The 16665-nt window shown below is 71.6% G+C and carries 17 protein-coding genes and 2 pseudogenes; 9 read left to right on the plus strand and 10 right to left on the minus strand.

Features of this window, described 5'->3' with window-relative positions; translation table 11 throughout:
• Positions 1 to 372: 372 nt before the first annotated feature.
• The 7 genes from ACZ7GZ_RS28000 to ACZ7GZ_RS28030 form a co-directional block, all read right to left on the minus strand.
• The gene (locus ACZ7GZ_RS28000; protein ID WP_471028328.1) at positions 373 to 1623 is read right to left on the minus strand and encodes a TerD family protein; all 1251 of its coding nucleotides are present in this window, start codon (positions 1621 to 1623) and stop codon (positions 373 to 375) included.
• Between the two features lie 70 nt (positions 1624 to 1693).
• Complete coding sequence (locus ACZ7GZ_RS28005) at positions 1694 to 2683, minus strand: zinc-dependent alcohol dehydrogenase family protein (protein ID WP_471028330.1); 990 nt, start codon at positions 2681 to 2683, stop codon at positions 1694 to 1696.
• A complete protein-coding gene (locus tag ACZ7GZ_RS28010; protein WP_471028333.1) occupies positions 2680 to 3507 on the minus strand; it encodes a carbohydrate ABC transporter permease in 828 nt (275 codons plus the stop codon). The genes ACZ7GZ_RS28005 and ACZ7GZ_RS28010 overlap by 4 nt, the downstream gene beginning before the upstream one ends.
• On the minus strand, positions 3504 to 4442 hold the full coding sequence (locus tag ACZ7GZ_RS28015) for a carbohydrate ABC transporter permease (RefSeq protein ID WP_471028334.1): 939 nt from the start codon (positions 4440 to 4442) through the stop codon (positions 3504 to 3506). Before ACZ7GZ_RS28015 ends, ACZ7GZ_RS28010 begins: the two co-directional genes overlap by 4 nt.
• On the minus strand, positions 4439 to 5809 hold the full coding sequence (locus ACZ7GZ_RS28020) for an ABC transporter substrate-binding protein (protein WP_471028336.1): 1371 nt from the start codon (positions 5807 to 5809) through the stop codon (positions 4439 to 4441). Before ACZ7GZ_RS28020 ends, ACZ7GZ_RS28015 begins: the two co-directional genes overlap by 4 nt.
• A gap of 77 nt (positions 5810 to 5886) precedes the next feature.
• Positions 5887 to 6657: a DeoR/GlpR family DNA-binding transcription regulator gene (locus ACZ7GZ_RS28025; protein ID WP_471028338.1), complete on the minus strand. Its 771-nt coding sequence runs from the start codon at positions 6655 to 6657 to the stop codon at positions 5887 to 5889.
• 274 nt (positions 6658 to 6931) lie between these two features.
• Positions 6932 to 7741, minus strand: coding sequence for an NAD-dependent epimerase/dehydratase family protein (locus ACZ7GZ_RS28030; RefSeq protein WP_471028340.1), 810 nt, complete (start codon positions 7739 to 7741; stop codon positions 6932 to 6934).
• 211 nt (positions 7742 to 7952) lie between these two features.
• Here ACZ7GZ_RS28030 and ACZ7GZ_RS28035 point away from each other — a divergent pair, with 211 nt between their 5' ends.
• Positions 7953 to 8894, plus strand: coding sequence for a 5-dehydro-4-deoxyglucarate dehydratase (locus ACZ7GZ_RS28035; RefSeq protein ID WP_471028342.1), 942 nt, complete (start codon positions 7953 to 7955; stop codon positions 8892 to 8894).
• Between the two features lie 103 nt (positions 8895 to 8997).
• Positions 8998 to 10161: a hypothetical protein gene (locus ACZ7GZ_RS28040; protein ID WP_471028345.1), complete on the plus strand. Its 1164-nt coding sequence runs from the start codon at positions 8998 to 9000 to the stop codon at positions 10159 to 10161.
• Here ACZ7GZ_RS28040 and ACZ7GZ_RS28045 read toward each other — a convergent pair.
• Positions 10098 to 10652 carry a hypothetical protein gene (locus tag ACZ7GZ_RS28045; RefSeq protein WP_471028347.1) on the minus strand — a complete coding sequence of 185 codons (555 nt, stop codon included), beginning with the start codon at positions 10650 to 10652 and terminating at the stop codon, positions 10098 to 10100. The two genes, ACZ7GZ_RS28040 and ACZ7GZ_RS28045, sit on opposite strands and share 64 nt — an antisense overlap.
• 365 nt (positions 10653 to 11017) lie before the next feature.
• Here ACZ7GZ_RS28045 and ACZ7GZ_RS28050 point away from each other — a divergent pair, with 365 nt between their 5' ends.
• The 5 genes and pseudogenes from ACZ7GZ_RS28050 to ACZ7GZ_RS28070 form a co-directional block, all read left to right on the plus strand.
• Positions 11018 to 11614, plus strand: coding sequence for a TIGR03086 family metal-binding protein (locus ACZ7GZ_RS28050; RefSeq protein ID WP_471028348.1), 597 nt, complete (start codon positions 11018 to 11020; stop codon positions 11612 to 11614).
• A 116-nt stretch (positions 11615 to 11730) separates the two neighbouring features.
• Positions 11731 to 12108 (plus strand): hypothetical protein, encoded by a 378-nt coding sequence (locus tag ACZ7GZ_RS28055; protein WP_471028350.1) that lies wholly within the window; start codon positions 11731 to 11733, stop codon positions 12106 to 12108.
• 116 nt (positions 12109 to 12224) lie between these two features.
• Positions 12225 to 12908 carry a GntR family transcriptional regulator gene (locus ACZ7GZ_RS28060; protein WP_471028352.1) on the plus strand — a complete coding sequence of 228 codons (684 nt, stop codon included), beginning with the start codon at positions 12225 to 12227 and terminating at the stop codon, positions 12906 to 12908.
• Positions 12905 to 13078: pseudogene (locus ACZ7GZ_RS28065) on the plus strand (dihydrodipicolinate synthase family protein); the annotation flags it as partial. The gene ACZ7GZ_RS28060 and the pseudogene ACZ7GZ_RS28065, both read left to right, overlap by 4 nt.
• Positions 13079 to 13331: 253 nt before the next feature.
• Positions 13332 to 13561, plus strand: a pseudogene (locus ACZ7GZ_RS28070) (hypothetical protein); the annotation flags it as partial.
• Here ACZ7GZ_RS28070 and ACZ7GZ_RS28075 read toward each other — a convergent pair.
• On the minus strand, positions 13562 to 13864 hold the full coding sequence (locus tag ACZ7GZ_RS28075; protein ID WP_471028354.1) for a hypothetical protein: 303 nt from the start codon (positions 13862 to 13864) through the stop codon (positions 13562 to 13564).
• 120 nt (positions 13865 to 13984) lie between these two features.
• Here ACZ7GZ_RS28075 and ACZ7GZ_RS28080 point away from each other — a divergent pair, with 120 nt between their 5' ends.
• On the plus strand, positions 13985 to 14782 hold the full coding sequence (locus ACZ7GZ_RS28080) for an HAD family acid phosphatase (protein ID WP_471028356.1): 798 nt from the start codon (positions 13985 to 13987) through the stop codon (positions 14780 to 14782).
• A gap of 45 nt (positions 14783 to 14827) precedes the next feature.
• Here ACZ7GZ_RS28080 and ACZ7GZ_RS28085 read toward each other — a convergent pair whose 3' ends face one another.
• On the minus strand, positions 14828 to 15052 hold the full coding sequence (locus ACZ7GZ_RS28085; protein ID WP_471028357.1) for a hypothetical protein: 225 nt from the start codon (positions 15050 to 15052) through the stop codon (positions 14828 to 14830).
• A 211-nt stretch (positions 15053 to 15263) separates the two neighbouring features.
• Between ACZ7GZ_RS28085 and ACZ7GZ_RS28090 the strand changes: the two genes are divergently transcribed.
• A complete protein-coding gene (locus ACZ7GZ_RS28090; RefSeq protein WP_471028359.1) occupies positions 15264 to 16661 on the plus strand; it encodes an NCS2 family permease in 1398 nt (465 codons plus the stop codon).
• Positions 16662 to 16665: the final 4 nt, after the last annotated feature.

Genomic DNA, 16665 nt, shown 5'->3' on the forward strand with positions numbered 1-16665 from the left:
GGGGGAGGAGGGGGCAGGGGTTTTGTTGATCCCACAAGACGCCTTGGTGTGGTCTGGGTGGGGGGCCACCCCCCCCCCCCCCCCCGCCCCTCCCCCCACCCCCCACCCCCCCCCCCCCCCCCCCCCCCCCCCCCCCCACTTGACCCTGCTGACGGAGGGACTGCGGGCGGCGGGGTGAGATCCGGGCGCCGCCGGGTCCGTCACCGCCCGGTGGTCCGGCTTCTCGAACGTGACCGTGGACCTGCTGGTGTGGACGCTCTCCGGATCGGCGTACGGGAGCGGACGCGGCAGCGGAGCCGACGTCCGCGGCGCAGACCGCCGGCCGGGTCGGAGCGGGAGAGAAGCGGCTCTCCGCTCCGACCGGTACCGGTGTCACAGCGCCCGCGCTCCCGGCTCCACCATGTTGCGCACCGTCCGGGCCTTCACGAACTCGCCCATCGCCGTCATGTCCCACTCGCCGGAGAACTGCCGGATCAGCTTGGCCATCATCACGCCGGTCTGGGGTTCGGCGTGGGTGAGGTCGAAGCGGACCAGTTCCTCGCCCGTGGCCGCGTCCACCAGACGGCAGTACGCCTTGGCGACCTCGGTGAACTTCTGGCCGGAGAAGGAGTTCACCGTGAAGACCAGTCCGGTGACCTCCTGGGGCAGGCGGCCGAGGTCCACGGTGATCACCTCGTCGTCGCCCCCGCCCTCACCGGTGAGGTTGTCGCCGGAGTGCCGGATCGCGCCGTTCAGGATCGTCAGCTTGCCGAAGTAGCAGCTGTCGATGGGGTTGCGCTGTGGGCCGTAGGCGATGACCGAGGCGTCCAGGTCGATGTCCCTGCTGCGGAACGCGGGCTCCCAGCCGAGGCCCATCCGCACCTGGGAGAGGAGCGGCCGGCCGCCCTTGACCAGGGACACGGTCTGGTTCTTCTGCAGGCTGACCCGGCCCTTGTCGAGGTTGATCTTCCCGGTGCCCGGAGCGGGCGCGGGCGGGGCCGGCGGCGTGGACACCGGCGGGGCGGGCGGGGTGACCGGGGTCTGCACGGCCGGCGCGGGCGCAGGCGCCGGAGCCTGCGTGGTGGGCGCCGGCGGGGGGACGGGGGCCTGGGTGGCCGCCGGCGGGGTCGCCGGCCGGGGCGGTGCCGCGGGCTCCTCCACCGTCACACCGAAGTCCGTCGCGATGCCGGCCAGTCCGTCGGCGTACCCCTGGCCGACGGCGCGGGCCTTCCAGGCGCCGCCCCGGCGGTAGATCTCCACGACGACCAGTGCCGTCTCCGTGCCGAGTTGCGGCGGGGTGAACGTGGCCAGCTCCGCGCCGCCGTCCGCGTCGCGGATCGTGGCCGTCGGCTCGACGCCCTGGAAGGTCTGGCCGGCCGCGTCCGGGCTGGCCGTGACCACGATCTTCTCGATGTCCGGCGGGACGGCGGCGGTCTCGACCGTGATCGCGTCCGGGGCCGCACCGCCGCCGGACGTGTAGCGCACGCCGGGGCCCGTCGGCTGGTTGTAGAAGATGAAGTCGTCGTCCGAGCGCACCTTGCCGTCGGCGGTGAGCAGCAGGCCCGACACGTCGAGCCGCACGGGCGCGGCCACGTCCACCGTGACGCGGGCGGCCGACAGAGGGATGTTCGAGCCAGGGGTCATAGCTGTCATGCCGGGTGAACGAACGACACCGCTTTACCGTTCCCTTACCAGCCGAAGCCCGTCGAACGGCCTACGGCACCACCACGATCTTCCGCCCCACCCCCGCCGCGAACTGCTCCAGCGCCCGCGGGTACCGCTCCAGCGGGATCCGGTCGCTGATGAACACCTGCGGATCCAGCACCCCGTTCGCGAACAGCTCGGCCGCCCGCTCGAAGCTGTGCAGGACGGCCATCGAACCGGTGATGGTGATCTCCTGGTTGTAGACGCGGTACGGATCGATCGTCACCCGGGTCGCGTAGTCGGCCACCCCGAACTGCAGGAAGGTACCCGCCTTCGCCACCCGGTCCAGGCCGTCCTGGATCGCCGCCGCGTTGCCGGTCGCGTCCACGACCACGTCCCAGCCCTGCGGGCGGTCCAGTTCGTCCGCACCGCCCGCCGCCGCCGAGACACCGAGCAGGCGGGCCGTCTCCAGGCGCGCCGGGTTCACGTCGACCATGTCCACACTCGCCGCGCCCGTCCGCTTGGCCAGCTCCAGCATCATCAGGCCCATGGTCCCCGAGCCGTAGATCAGGACGTGGGCGCCGAGGCGTGAGCGCAGGACGTCGTATCCGCGGACCGCGCACGACAGGGGCTCCACCAGCGCAGCGTCCTCCGTGCGCACGTGTTCCGGCAGCTTCACGCAGTTCGCCACCGGCGCCACCGCGTACTGTGCCGCGCCGCCCGCCGTGGTCACGCCGATCGCGGCCCACCGCTCGCACAGGTTGTTGTGCCCGGTACGGCAGTAACGGCACTCGTAGCAGTACAGCGAGGGGTCCACGGCCACCCGGTCGCCGGTCGTGACCTCGGTGACCTGGCTGCCGACCCCGACCACCGTGCCCGCGAACTCGTGTCCGGGGACGATCGGCAGCTTGGGTGCGAACTCGCCCTGGAGGATGTGCAGGTCGGTGCCGCACAGACCGCACGCGGCCACCTCCACGACGACCTCGCGCGGTCCCGGCGCCGGGTCGGGGACCTCGGTGACGACGGCGCGGCCCACGGACTCGATGACGGCGGCCTTCATTTCACGGCTCCCAACGACAGGCCCTGGACCAGCTTGTCCTGGGCGGCGAACCCCGCGGCGAGCACCGGCAGGGAGATGACGAGCGACGCGGCGCACACCTTGGCCAGGAACAGGCCCTGGCTGGTGATGAAGCCGGTCAGGAAGACGGGGGCGGTCTCGGCGACCACGCCCGTGAGGACCCGGGCGAACAGCAGCTCGTTCCAGCTGAAGATGAAGCAGATGAGGGCGGTTGCGGCGATGCCCGGGAGGGCGATCGGGGCCACCACGCGTGCGAGCACCGTCGGCAGGCGGGCGCCGTCCACGCGGGCCGCCTCGATGACGGCGACCGGGACCTCGGCGAGGAAGGACTGCATCATCCACACGGCGATCGGCAGGTTCATGGAGGTGTAGAGGACGACCAGGAGCCAGATGTCGTCGAGCATCCCGGAGTTCCTGGCGAACAGGTAGACCGGCAGCAGGCCCGCCACGGCCGGCAGCATCTTCGTGGACAGGAAGAAGAACAGCACGTCCGTCCACTTCTTCACCGGCCGGATGGACAGCGCGTACGCCGCCGGGAGGGCCAGCAGGAGGACGCACAGCGTGGAGACCACCGACGCCACCGTGGAGTTGATCAGCGCGGGCCACGGGCTCGGCCCGCCGCCGCTGCCGAAGAACTCGCGGTAGCCGTCGAGGGTCAGCGACGCGGCGAAGGACGGCGGGTTGGTCGCCGCGTCCGCCTCGGAGTGGAAGGACGTCAGGGCCATCCACGCGATCGGCAGGAAGAACACGATCCCGGCGAGCCAGGCCACCAGCCCCAGCCCGTTACGGCGCAGTACGGAGTTCATGCGCGGGACGCCTCCTCGCGGAACAGGGACGACACCACGCGCAGGGCGAAGGTCGCGATGATGATCGAGCCGATGACGACCAGGACCCCGGCGGCCGAGGCGAGCCCGTTCTCGTGGGCCTGGTAGAAGCTCTGGTAGACGGTGTAGGGCAGGTTCGCCGTCCCCAGGCCCCCCGAGGTGATCGTGAAGACCGCGTCGAAGTTCTGGACGATGTAGATCGAGCCCAGCAGGGCGCCCAGCTCCAGGTAGCGGCGCAGATGGGGCAGGGTCAGATGGCGGAAGACCTGCCAGTCGTTCGCGCCGTCGACCCGCGCGGCCTCGATCTGCTGCTGGTCCCGGCTCTGCAGCCCGGCGAGCAGGATCAGCATCATGAACGGCGTCCACTGCCACACCAGGGAAGCCTCGACCGCGAGCAGCGGGGTGTGCGAGATCCAGTCGGGCTGTGGGCCGCCCACATAGTGCAACAACCCATTGAGCAGGCCGTATTCGGGGTTGTAGAGCACATGCTTCCAGAGCAGGGCCGCGGCCACCGGCACCACCAGGAACGGCGCGATGAGCAGCGTGCGGACGACGCCCCGGCCGCGGAACCTCCGGTCCAGCAGCAGCGCCAGGGCCAGCCCCAGCACCAGGCTGGCCAGCACCACCGCCGTCGTGAGGAGCACGGTCGTCCACACCGAGTGACGCAGGTCGGCGTCGGTCAGCACCTGGCGGTAGTTGTCGAGGCCGGTGAAGTGGCGGGCCTTGGGGTAGAGGGCGTTCCAGTCGAAGAAGGAGATCACCAGCGTGGCCACGAACGGCAGCTGGGTCACGGCGATCATGAAGACGAGGGCCGGCAGCAGCGGGGCCCGGGTGGCCCAGGCGCGCAGTCTGGCCGAGGGTTGCTTCGACGTTCTTGCGGGGGCGGCCGGGTGAGGGGCCGTGGTCGTCGCTGTCATCGTCCCTCGTACTCCTTGGAGATCTTCTCGGCGAGCCCTTGCGATGTCTTCAGGGCCGAGGCGACGGACTGGCGTCCGGCGATGGCCGCGCTGATCTCCTGGGAGACCTTGGTGCCGAGGTCGGTGAACTCGGGGATGCCGACGAACTGGATGCCGGGCGCGGGCCGCGGCTGCACGCCGGGGTCGTTCGGGCGGGCGCTCTCGATGGCCTGCCGGGTCATCTCCTGGAAGGCTCCGGCCTCCTTGCGGTAGGCGGCGTTCGTGTACGTCGACGCACGCTTGCCGGCGGGCACGTCCGACCAGCCGCTGGTGTCGCCGACCAGCTGCTCGTAGCCCTTGCCGGACGCCCAGGAGACGAACTTCCAGGCCTTGTCGGGGTTGCGGGAGGCCTTCTGGATGCCCCAGGCCCAGGTGTACAGCCAACCGGAGGACGGTGTCCTGTCGACGGGGGCCGGCGCATAGCCGAGCCTGCCCTTGACGGGGGAACCCGTGGCCTCCAGGGAGCCGGCCGCGGAGGTGGCGTCGTACCACATGGCGACCTTGCCCTGGGTCATGTCGTTCAGGCACTCGGCGAACCCGGACTGCGCGGCGCCGGACTCGCCGTGTGCGCGGACGAGGTCGACATAGAACTTTGTCGCTTTCTCGAACTCCGGGGAGTCCAGACGCGCCTTCCAGTGCTGGTCGAACCAGGTGCCGCCGAAGGTGTTCACGACCGTGGTGAGCGGCGCCATCAGTTCGCCCCAGCCCGGCAGTCCGCGCAGGCAGATGCCCTTCATGCCGGGCTGCGCGCCGTCCACCCGCGCGGCCAGGTCGGCGACCTGCTGCCAGGTGGGGTGGGCCGGCATGGTGAGGCCCTTCGCCGCGAACACGTCCTTGCGGTACATCAGGAAGGACGACTCGCCGTAGAAGGGCTGCCCGTAGAGCCTGCCGTCGTCGCCGGTGAGGGACTGCCGCATCGGCTTCAGGACGTCCTGTTCGTCGTACGACGGGTCCTTGGCGACGTACGCGTTCATCGGCTGCAGCCAGCCGTTGCGGGCGTAGATCGGTATCTCGTAGTTGGAGAGGGTGGCCACGTCGTACTGGCCGGCCTGGTTGGCGAAGTCCTGGCTGATCTTGTCGCGCACGTCGTTCTCGGGCAGGACGGTGAAGTTGACCTTGATGCCGGTCTCCTTGGTGAAGTGGGCGGCGGTCAGCTTCTGCAGCTCGGTCATCTGGGGGTTGTTGACCATCAGCACGTTGATGGAGTCGCCGCCGGAACCGGTCCCGCCCGCACCGGCCCAGCAGCCGGAGAGCAGCGGGGCGAGCAGCGTCCCTGCGGCGGCCGTGGCGAGCGTGGCTCGCGGCCTCCGTCGGCTCGGGATACGCATGGATCGCTCCTGGAGATTTGAGGATATAAGGGGCATTGAGAGGCGGGGAGCGCCCCTGACGGGGGTGGGATGGACGTTCAGACCCGGATGACCTGCGGGCCCAGCAGGGAGTAGCGGTGGGCCTCGGCGGCCGGAAGCTGGGCGCTCGTCACGATCGCCTCCAGCGCGCCGATCTCGGCGAACCGGCAGAAGCTGACCGCGCCGAACTTGGTGTGCACGCCGGCGAAGACGGTACGGCGCGCGGCCCGTACGGCCTGTGCCTTGACCTCGCTGACCGCCGGGTCGGGGGTGGTCAGGCCGTACTCGCGGGAGATGCCGTTGGCGCCGATGAAGGCGAGGTCGAGGACGAAACCGGCGAGCATCTTCGTCGTCCAGTGGTCGACGGTGGCCAGCGTGCCGGCCCGCACCCGGCCGCCGAGCAGCAGCACCGAGACCTGCTCGGCCTCCGCCAGGGCGCCCGCGACCGGGAGGGACGCGGTGACCACCGTCAGCGGCCGGCCGGTCGGCAGGGACTCGGCGATGAGCTGCGGGGTGAATCCCTCGTCGACGAAGACCGTCTCCGCGTCCCCGAGCAGTTCGGCCGCGGCGGCGGCGATCCGGCGCTTCTCGGGCACGTGGCTGGTGGCGCGGAAGGCGAGTGTCGTCTCGAAGCCGGCGCTCTCCACCGGATAGGCGCCGCCGTGCGTACGACGGACCAGGCCGTGGTCCTCCAGGGCGCGCAGATCGCGCCGGATGGTCTCCTTGGCGACGCCCAGTGCGGCGGCGAGCGCGGTGACGTCGACCGAGCCGCTCACGCGAGCGGCCCGCACGATCTCGCGCCGGCGTTCTTCCGCCGTCCTCGTGCTCATGCTGTCACCCACCTTCCCGCGGAGCTGCCCGTTCGGGCCCTTGGGGAACGTTTCTACCGGGGGTGTGCGCCGCTGACCAGGCTTGCTGGGGGTCCGATACTGCCCGGGTGTGCCCGCTTGCCGGACGGGCTGCCCGGCCCGGACCTGCACAAGCCGTGCGAGGCGGGGTGGGAGCGGGCACCGCGGATGCCCGAATGCGGCGGCGGGCGGGCCCGTTCGGTGCCCGCCCGCGCGCCTGAGCGATCGTTTTCGGCCCGCCGGGCCGACGCCGGGGTCAGTACGGCCAGACCGGCGGGTTGCTCACGAAGTGCCCGCCGAGGTGGCTGTGCGCCGGGTTCTCCGGGTCCAGCTCGCCCTGCTCGGCGATCAGCTTCCCGGCGTACGGCTCGGAGTCGTCCCGCGGTTCGTAGCCGAGCGCCCGTGCGCTGGTCAGGTCCCACCACAGCCGGGTGTTGGCGGAGGAGCCGTAGACGACCGTGTGGCCGACCTCCTCGGCGGTCAGCGCCGCGTGGAAGAGGCGGGCGCCGTCGGCCGGGCTCATCCACACCGAGAGCATGCGCACGCTGGTCGGCTCCGGGAAGCAGGAGCCGATGCGCACGGACACGGTCTCCAGGCCGTGCTTGTCCCAGTACAGCTGGGCGAGGTCCTCGCCGAAGGACTTGGACAGGCCGTAGAAGGTGTCCGGGCGGCGCGGGGTGTCGACCGGGATGGGCGGCTCGCCCGCGCGCGGGGCCGGGGTGAAGCCGACGGCGTGGTTGGAGGAGGCGAAGACGATCCGGGGCACGCCCTGCCGGCGGGCGGCCTCGTAGAGGTTGTAGGTGCCCGTGATGTTGGACTTCAGGATCTTCTCGAAGGGGGCTTCCAGCGAGATGCCCGCGAGGTGGAGGACCGCGTCCACGCCCCGCACGGCCTCGCGCAGCGCCTCCGTGTCGGCGAGGTCGGCGGTGATCGCGTCCGGCTCGCCCTCGACGGCGCGCACGTCGAACAGGCGCAGCGTGTAGCCGTACTCCGGCAGCAGGGACCGCATCAGGGTGCCGAGCCCGCCGGCGGCGCCGGTGAGCAGAACGGTGCGGGGAGCGGGCATCCGTGGTTCTCCTTATGGACGGCGTTCACATGCGTGGAAACGCTAGGGAGGTTCCCGGGCACCGTCAAGTGTCCCCTGATGTGCGCGGATTCGCTCCGGTGTCGCGCGTTTGCCTGCTTGACCCGCCACGAGAGGGCCCCTTAGCGTGGTCGCGTTCAGAAATATGGACGTGGATCAGAAACATGCACCGGCGTGTCTCCAGGGAGAGCCCGTGACGCCAGCCCCTCTCAACGAACGGCTCAGCGATCCCCGCGGGCCGCTCTTCTTCCCCGTCACGGCCTACGGCTCCGACGGCTCACTCGACCTCGACGCCTACCGCACCCATGTGCGCCGGGGCGTCACGGACGGCGCCGCCGCCGTGTTCGCCTGCTGCGGCACCGGGGAGTTCCACGCGCTGCTGCCGGAGGAGTTCGAGGTCTGCGTGCGGGTGGCGGTGGAGGCGGCCGGCGGACGGGTCCCGGTCGTCGCCGGCGCCGGCTACGGCACCGCGCTCGCCGTCCGTTACGCGCGTCTCGCCGGGGCGGCGGGAGCCGACGGCCTCCTCGCCATGCCGCCGTACCTCGTCCTCGCCGGCCAGGACGGACTGCTGCGGCACTACCGGGAGATCGCCGCGGCCACCGACCTGCCGGTGATCGTCTACCAGCGCGACAACGCCGTCTTCACCCCGCGGACGGTGGTGGAACTCGCCCGCACCGAGGGGATCACCGGCCTCAAGGACGGCCTCGGCGACCTCGACCTGATGCAGCGGATCATCAGCGCCGTACGCACCGAGGCTCCCGGCGACTTCCTCTACTTCAACGGCCTGCCCACCGCCGAGCAGACCCAGCTCGCCTATCACGCCCTCGGCGTCACCCTGTATTCCTCGGCCGTCTTCTGCTTCGCCCCCGAGATCGCCCTCGCCTTCCACCGGGCCCTGGCCGTGGGCGACACGGCGACCCTCCATCGCCTGCTGGACGGCTTCTACCGTCCGTTCGTGGAGCTGCGCGCCCAGGGCCGGGGCTACGCCGTCTCGCTCGTCAAGGCGGGCGTACGGCTGCGCGGCCTGGACGTCGGCGAGGTCCGGCCCCCGCTGCAGGAGCCGGCCGAGGACCACGTCAAGCAACTCGCCCAGCTGATCGAGCGGGGATACGAACTGCTGGAGGAGGACGCGTGACCAGGCGCCGGTACGGTGTGGGAGGCGGGGGCGTGGGCGGGGGCCGGTACGGCCCCGGAGGTGCGCGCGTGGGCGGGCGTCCGTGCGGCTCCAGGGAGGTCACGTGAAGGCGTCGGCGTTCGTCTACCCCTGGGACGTCAACGGGGACCCCGAGGCCCCGGCACGCATCGCCGGGCTCGGCGTCGGGCAGGTGACCCTCGCCGCCGCCTACCACTCCACCCGCGCCCTGACCCCCCGCCACCCCCGCCACCGCATCGTCACCGCCGAGTACGCGGCCGTCCTCTACCCTGCGGGCGCGCGCTGGACGGGCCGTGGTCTCAGGCCGTACCCCGCCGGCCGCTGGGCCCGCGGTGACGCCTACGGGCAGGCCGCGCGGGCGCTCGCCGCGGCCGGTCTGGAGGTGCACACCTGGGTCGTCCTCGCCCACAACTCCCGCCTGGGCGCAGAACATCCGGACACCTCGGTCGTCAACGCCTACGGCGACCCCTACCCCTGGGCGCCCTGCATCGCCCAGCCCGCCACGCGCGCGTACCTGGTCGACCTGGCCGCCGAGGCCGCCGTACGCCCCGGCGCGCACGGCACCGAGCTGGAGTCCCTCGGCTGGTACGGGCTGCAGCACCTGCACGCCCACGACAAGACCTCCGGGGTGGGGCTGGGGGAGGCCGGGCAGTACCTGATGTCCCTGTGCTTCTGCCCGTCCTGCCGCGCCGGGTACGGCGCACAGGGCCTCGACCCGGACGAGTTGGCCGGTTCCGTGCGCGCCGCGCTGGAGCCGCTGTGGCGGGGCACCGCGGCCGACGAGGGCTGGCCCACGGTCGCCGAGCTGCTCGGCGAGGAGACCGCCGCCCGCACGCGCGCGTGGCGTGACGACACCGCGGGCACCCTCCAGGAGGAGGCCGTCGCCGCCGTACGCGCCGCCGCACCGGCCGGCTTCCAGGTCCTGCTGCACGCCGACCCGGTCTCCCACCACTGCGGCGCCAACGCCGGTGTCGACCCCGCGCGCGTCCTGTCCGCCGCCGACGGTGTGGTGGTGCCCTGCACGGGCGGGACGGCCCTGCTGGCGCCGTTCGCCGCACACGCCGGGGAGCGGACGGTGCTGGCCGCCAACTTCACCGTCGTCTCCGGGATGGGCGGCAGCCCCGGCACGCTCGCGGCGGACGCGGCACGCGCGCGTGCGCAGGGCGCGACGGAACTGCGGCTCTATCACGCCGGATTGGCGTCGGACCCGGACCTCGCCGCGGTGCGCGCGGCACTGTCCGCGCGCTGAGCGAGCGAAGCCGCCGTCCCGAGCAGCGTGAGAACGTACAGCGGCAACAGCAGCGCGGGCGAGGCGAGTTCGACCAGACCGGTGCCGACGCCCAGCCCGCGGACGTCGGGCGGGAAGACCAGGGCGCTGGCGGTGGCCGTCGCCCGGCCGAGCGGCGGGCCGGGCGTCTGCTGCTGGACGGCGGTGAACGCCGCGACGAGCGCACAGGGCAGACCGAGCCCGACCGCCGCGGCGGACGCGAGAGCCACCGCGTCCGACGGCACGGCACGCGCGGCCACCGCGAACCCCGTCAGCGCGATTCCCGCAGCTCCGAACCGGCGCCCGCCGAGCCGCCGCAGCACGGTCCCCGAGACCACGGTCCCCGAGACGAGCCCCGCCGCCACCGAGCCGGCCCCCTGGACCGCGGACAGGGCGCCCGTGTACGCGGGGGAGTGGCCCAGGCGGTCGACGACGGCGTACACCGGCGTGCCGCTCAGCGAGGCGAGGAGCATCGTCGTAACGCCGGCCCGGACCAGCGGGCGCAGCGCCGGGTGCGGCCACGGGCGCCGGACGCCGTCCGGGGGCGTACAGCCCGGCGGGGCTCCGCTGACCGGGGCGGGCCTGTACGCGGCCTTCGGCGGTCCGGCCGTCGCCTGCCTGGACGCGGTGACCTTCGTGATCGGTGGACGGTGGAGATGCCTTGTCCCCGCGGGGCTGGGCCGGGGCGCTCGCCGTGGGGCGGCGGGTGCGTGGTGGGCTGGGGCGCCGTAGCTGCGGGCGGCGATCCCGCCCGCCCAGCATGCACCGCACCGATGAGTTTTCTCGTGCCGGACGGTCAGCCCTGCGTACAGGAAAAGCGACCCTGAAGGAGTGCGGCATGACCATGGTCGACCTCGGCCCGCAGGCCCGGATCGTCGCGCGGCTCGCGGAGTCCGTGACCGACGCGCAGCTGTCCGATCCCACGCCGTGCCCGGACTGCGCGGTGCGGAACCTGCTGGGCCATATCCACATGCTCGCCGTGGCCTTCCGTGACGCGGCCCGCAAGGACCTCGGCGCGACGACCGACACCAGCCCGGACGCCGCCGTCCCGGACATCGGCCCCGGCTGGCGCGAGGAACTGCCCAAGGCCCTGGACGAAGTCGCCGACGCCTGGCGTGACCCGGCCGCCTGGACCGGCATGACCCGCGCGGGCGGGGTGGACCTGCCGGGCGAGGTCGCCGGTGCGGTCGTCGCCGACGAACTGGTGATCCACGGCTGGGACCTGGCCCGCGCCACCGGCCGGCGCTACGCTCCCGACCCGGCCGCCCTGGACTCGGCCCACGGCTTCCTCCTCGCCGCAGCCGAGGACCCGAACCGCGGAGGTGGCCTGTTCGGCCCGGTCGTCCCGGTGCCGTCGCAGGCACCCCTGCTGGACCGGGCGGTCGGGCTGAGCGGCCGGAACCCCGAATGGCGCCCCGGGACAGACCGGCCGTAGCCGCATCGCGTAAGCCACCGGGTATCCGGCCCCCACGGTGACTGAGTACCCGGGCCGGTGTGGCCTGAGTAGGCGCACCGGTGTGCCGGACTGCGCTCGGCCGGTTCACTGTCTGCATGACGACACAGCACTTCGCGACCGTTGCGGGCCCGGTGGACGGGGACGCGCGTGACCCCAGGGGCTGGGTGGCCCCGACGATCGCGACCGCCCTGATGGTGGTGCTCGGCCCGGCCGCCCTCCTCTTCGGGGGGCTGTCCGCCATGGCCACGGACAGCTGCGGCCCCGACGACTGCTCGGCGGCCCTCGACACGGCGCTGGCCTGGATCTACGGCATGCTCACCTACGGCGGCGCCGTCTCGGTCGCGGCCCTGCTCACCGCATGGCTGCTGCCCTGGAAACGCCGCTGGGCGGCGGCCCGCGCCGCGGCGTCCCTCGTCGCCCTGCTGCCACCCCTGAGCGTCCTGCTCCTGGTCTTCACCCTGCCCGCGCCCTAGACCCGCGCCTTCCTTTGTCAGAAGCATCGACGAATCCCCGGCTCCCTCCTACTTTCATCGCGTCGTACTTCGTACGTCATATACGAGACGCGACATGTGAGATCCGAGAGGGCCGCATGACCTCTGTCCCCACGCCGATCCCGTCCCGCACGCAGTTTGTGCTGGACGCGATCAGACACCGCATCCTGACCGGGCGGCTGGCACCCGGTCAGGCCCTGGTCGAGACGGAGCTGGCCGCGCAGTTCGGGGTGTCCAAGACCCCGGTGCGGGAGGCGCTGAAGACCCTTGCCGGGACCGGTCTCGTCGTGATGAGCCAGTACAAGGGCGTCACGGTGCGCATGGTGGACGCGGACATGGCCCGTGAGGTGTACGACGTGCGGCTGCTGCTGGAGCCGGAGGTGCTGCGCAGGACCGTGGGGCGCAGCGCCTCCCTCGACGCCGCGCGCGACGCGCTGAACCGGGCCGAACGCGCCACCGACTCCGCCGAACGGTCGCTCGCCAACCGGGAGTTCCACCGCGCCCTGTACCTGCCGTGCGGCAATCCGCTGCTCGGCCGGATGCTGGACGAGGTCCGCGACCAGGCCGCGCTGGTCTCCGCCGTCGCCTGGGCCGCCGACCCCTCCTGGGAGCGGGAGGCCGCCGAGCACCGGGAGATCCTGCGGCTGGCGCTCGACGGCGACGCCGACGGCGCGGCACGCGCCCTGCACACCCACATCGCCTCCTTCGTCCAGCGCGCCTTCCCCTCGGACACCGAGGTGACCGAGGTCAGCGGCCCCCGCGCGCAGGAGGGTCACCAATGAGCAGCGTGACGTTCGAGACCCAACGGGCGGCCCTGGCCGACGTGGTGGCCATCCCGGTGACTCCCTTCGCCGAGGACGGCACCGTCGAGCAGGACACCCACCGGGCCCTGCTGCGTCGCCTGCTCGACGGCGGGGTCCGCACCCTCACCCCGGGCGTGGACGCCGAGGAGCTGGAGCGCAGGCGGGTCGCGTGGACGCCGCCGCCCGCCCGGTACGAGCGTGGCTACGGCGTCCTCTACAACGGGCACATCACCCAGGCCGACACCGGCTGCGACTTCGAGTTCCTGGCCCGGCCGGGCAAGGTGCCGGACCCGTACGCCGGCTGAGCCCCCGCACCCCACACGTCGAAGCGCTTGACCCATGTGGAGGGAGCAAGCGCTTCCTGTACGGCCCGTAAGAGCCCCCTGCGACCGGAGAACAGTCATGGCCCAAGCCGCAGCCGTGGCGAAACCGCCCGCGCCATCCCGGCGGCGCGCCGCGCCTCCGTGCCCCCGCGCAGCCTGCCGTACCTGCTGATCGCCCCGGCGGCCCTGCTGATGCCGGGCTTCACCGCCTACCCGGTGCTCAGCGTCTTCTCGCCGTGGGCCGTCTCCGGCGTGCTGACCTCCGCGATCCGGGCGCTGCTCGACAACTCCCGGACGGGCACCACCCGATCAGTTCAGGTGCCACAGCACGTACGCGGCAAGAAGCATGACCGAGCCCGCGAACGCCAGCACCGCGCCCAGGAACCGCAGATATCCGGCGGACGCGAAGAACGTGGGCGACCCGCCGAGCCGTCCCGTGGCCGCCCACCTCTCCTCGTTCCTGCGCCGAATCCGCTCGGACCTGCTCGTGGTGATTCCGCGTACGTCGAACGCCCAGTTCACCCCGCACCACAGCGCGACCAGGCCGCCCACGGCGAAGACGACGAGGACCACCGGTGACGGTCCGTGGGCCCCTGCGGCGAAGTACTGCATGCGTGGGCTGATCCTTTTCTCGTATCGATCGGATAACACTACTCGCAGAGCGAGGTGTTATGCGCGTAGACATTCTCTGACCTGGTACATCACTCTCATCCACCAGATTCCGGAGAATCCATGCGGAAGTCCCACAGAGTCGTCGCCGCCGGTGCCGCCTGTGCTCTTGCCGGTGTCGCACTGTACGGCGCGGGCGCTGCCACCGCCGGTCAGTCGACGGCGAACTCCACCCACGAGCCCTACAACATAGGGCAGTTGGTGAAGGACATCGACACCTACTACGGCACCACCGCCGACAGCAACGGCGTCTACCAGGCGTCCCCGGACAGCCCGTACGCCAAGGACCTGGCGGACATGGACGCGGCCGCCCGGCGCTACATCGACAAGGCGGCTCGCAAGGCGCACCGGCACGGCGAGAAGCCGGCCGTCGTCTTCGACATCGACGACACGCTGCTGCTCAGCCTCGACTACGAGAAGCGCTACAACTACACGTACAACCCCACCACGTGGAACGACTACGTGAACCGCGCCGACCGCCCGGCCGTCTTCGGCAGCCCCGAGCTGGTCCGGTACGCCGAGTCCAAGGGCGTCGAGGTCTTCTACAACTCCGGCCTCAGCGAGGCGCAGCGCGCCGCCGCGGTCGCCAACCTGAAGAAGGTCGGCGCCGATGTGAACCTCGACGCCGACCACATGTTCCTCAAGGACAAGGCCAACCCGCCGGCCTACCTGAGCGACTGTGCCACCCCGACCGCCTGGAACTGCACGACCGTGCAGTACAAGTCCGGGACGCGCGAGCACATCGAGGACGACCTCGGTTACGAGATCATCGCCAACTTCGGCGACCAGTACTCGGACCTCGACGGCGGCTACGCCGACCGCACGTACAAGCTGCCGAACCCGACCTACTTCGTCTCCTGACGGTCACCCGCAGGTCTTGAGCAGCCCGCTCGTACCCGGCCCTCGTCACCGGCGCTCCCGCGCCGTGGCGGGGGCCGGCCGGCGGCGAAGCCGTACGAGGGGTCGGTCGGCAACGGCAGGAACCGCTGACGGACGCCTCCACCGCGTACGGCGCCGCATCGTGTAACCGTCGTTCCCGGCGTCCCGGCCGCCGTCCCGGTCCCTGCGGTGCCACAGTGCCAGCAGCGCATCCGCCGCCAGGTCGTCGGCGTCGTCGACGACTGTGCCCACGGGTGCTCTTCCAGCAGTGGTTCCCCGGCGTCGAACAGCCGGAAGTTGAGACGCGATCGGGGACTGTACCAGTGATTCGTGCGGGACTTCGAACGTCGTATGGAGCGTCGAACCCGATTCCGTAACACGGAGAAAACCTGAATCAGGTGCGGCGGGGGAACAATCCAGCCAGCAGCCGCACGTTGATCACCAGGTGACGAGGAGTGGGACCATGCCAGTGGACCGGTACTTCAGGATCTCCGAGCGGGGGTCCACGGTCGGCCGGGAGATACGCGGCGGCTTCGCCACGTTCTTCACCATGGCCTACATCCTTGTCCTGAATCCGATCATCCTGGGCAGCGCCAAGGACAAGTTCGGCCACTCCCTCGACACCGGCCAACTCGTCACCGCCACCGCGCTGGTGGCCTGTGTCATGACGATCACCATGGGACTCGGTGGGAACCTCCCGCTCGCCGTCGCCGCCGGCCTCGGCCTCAACGCCGTCGTCGCCTTCCAGCTGGCGCCCCTGATGAGTTGGGCCGACGCGATGGGCCTGGTGGTCCTGGAAGGCCTCGTCATCTGCCTCCTGGTCCTCACCGGGCTGCGGGAGGCCATCATGAACGCGATCCCGCAGCAGTTGAAGCAGGCCATCGGCGTCGGCATCGGCCTGTTCATCGCCTTCATCGGCTTCGTCGACGCCGGGTTCGTCAGCCGCATCCCGGACGCCGCCCACACCACCGTACCGGTCCAGCTCGGTGCGGTCGGCCGGCTGACCGGCTGGCCCGTGCTCGTCTTCTGTCTCGGCGTGCTGCTGACCATCGCACTGCTCGCCCGGAAGGTGAAGGGCGCGATCCTCATCAGCATCGTGACGATGACCGTCGTCGCGATCGTCATCAACGCCGTCGCCGACATCAAGAGCTGGGGCCTGACCACACCCAAGGTCCCCGACGAGATCGTCGCCGCCCCGGACTTCGGGCTGATCGGTCACGTCAGCCTGTTCGGCGGCTTCGCCAGGGCCGGGGTCCTCACCGCCGTCCTGCTGGTCTTCACCCTGGTCCTGTCCGACTTCTTCGACGCCATGGGCACGATCGTCGGCATCAGCGCGGAGGCCGGGCTGCTCGACGAGAAGGGGCAGGTGCCCGGCATCGGCCGCGTGCTGTTCATCGACGGTGCCGCCGCCGCGGTCGGCGGCCTCGGCTCCGCCTCCTCCAACACCGCCTACATCGAGTCCGCGGCCGGCGTCGGCGAGGGCGCCCGCACCGGCCTCGCCAACCTGGTCACCGGCGGCCTGTTCGGGCTCGCCCTCTTCCTCGCCCCGCTGCTCACCATCGTCCCGCTCCAGGCGGCGGCACCCGCGCTGATCGCGGTGGGCTTCCTGATGATGACCCACGTCAAGCACATCGACTGGGACCGGTACGAGATCGCCGTCCCGGCGTTCCTCACCATCGCCGCGATGCCGTTCACCTACTCCATCACCGACGGCATCGGGGCCGGTTTCCTGTCCTACGTCGTCATCAAGACGGTGCTGGGGAAGGCCAGGGAGGTCAACTGGTTGTTGTGGGGCGTCTCGGCGCTGTTTCTGGTGTACTTCGCGATCGATCCGGTGGAGCAGCTTCTCGGGGTGAAGTGAGGGG

The sequence above is a fragment of the Streptomyces sp. NPDC037288 genome (assembly GCF_055603265.1).

Bases quoted from the DNA above. Each gene is read 5' to 3' on its own strand.
- ACZ7GZ_RS28000 (WP_471028328.1), bottom strand. From the start codon at position 1,623: ATGACCCCTGGCTCGAACATCCCTCTGTCGGCCGCCCGCGTCACGGTG.
- ACZ7GZ_RS28005 (WP_471028330.1), bottom strand. From the start codon at position 2,683: ATGAAGGCCGCCGTCATCGAGTCCGTGGGCCGCGCCGTCGTCACCGAG.
- ACZ7GZ_RS28010 (WP_471028333.1), bottom strand. From the start codon at position 3,507: ATGAACTCCGTACTGCGCCGTAACGGGCTGGGGCTGGTGGCCTGGCTC.
- ACZ7GZ_RS28015 (WP_471028334.1), bottom strand. From the start codon at position 4,442: ATGACAGCGACGACCACGGCCCCTCACCCGGCCGCCCCCGCAAGAACG.
- ACZ7GZ_RS28020 (WP_471028336.1), bottom strand. From the start codon at position 5,809: ATGCGTATCCCGAGCCGACGGAGGCCGCGAGCCACGCTCGCCACGGCC.
- ACZ7GZ_RS28025 (WP_471028338.1), bottom strand. From the start codon at position 6,657: ATGAGCACGAGGACGGCGGAAGAACGCCGGCGCGAGATCGTGCGGGCC.
- ACZ7GZ_RS28030 (WP_471028340.1), bottom strand. From the start codon at position 7,741: ATGCCCGCTCCCCGCACCGTTCTGCTCACCGGCGCCGCCGGCGGGCTC.
- ACZ7GZ_RS28045 (WP_471028347.1), bottom strand. From the start codon at position 10,652: ATGCTCCTCGCCTCGCTGAGCGGCACGCCGGTGTACGCCGTCGTCGAC.
- ACZ7GZ_RS28050 (WP_471028348.1), top strand. From the start codon at position 11,018: ATGACCATGGTCGACCTCGGCCCGCAGGCCCGGATCGTCGCGCGGCTC.
- ACZ7GZ_RS28055 (WP_471028350.1), top strand. From the start codon at position 11,731: ATGACGACACAGCACTTCGCGACCGTTGCGGGCCCGGTGGACGGGGAC.
- ACZ7GZ_RS28060 (WP_471028352.1), top strand. From the start codon at position 12,225: ATGACCTCTGTCCCCACGCCGATCCCGTCCCGCACGCAGTTTGTGCTG.
- ACZ7GZ_RS28075 (WP_471028354.1), bottom strand. From the start codon at position 13,864: ATGCAGTACTTCGCCGCAGGGGCCCACGGACCGTCACCGGTGGTCCTC.
- ACZ7GZ_RS28080 (WP_471028356.1), top strand. From the start codon at position 13,985: ATGCGGAAGTCCCACAGAGTCGTCGCCGCCGGTGCCGCCTGTGCTCTT.
- ACZ7GZ_RS28090 (WP_471028359.1), top strand. From the start codon at position 15,264: ATGCCAGTGGACCGGTACTTCAGGATCTCCGAGCGGGGGTCCACGGTC.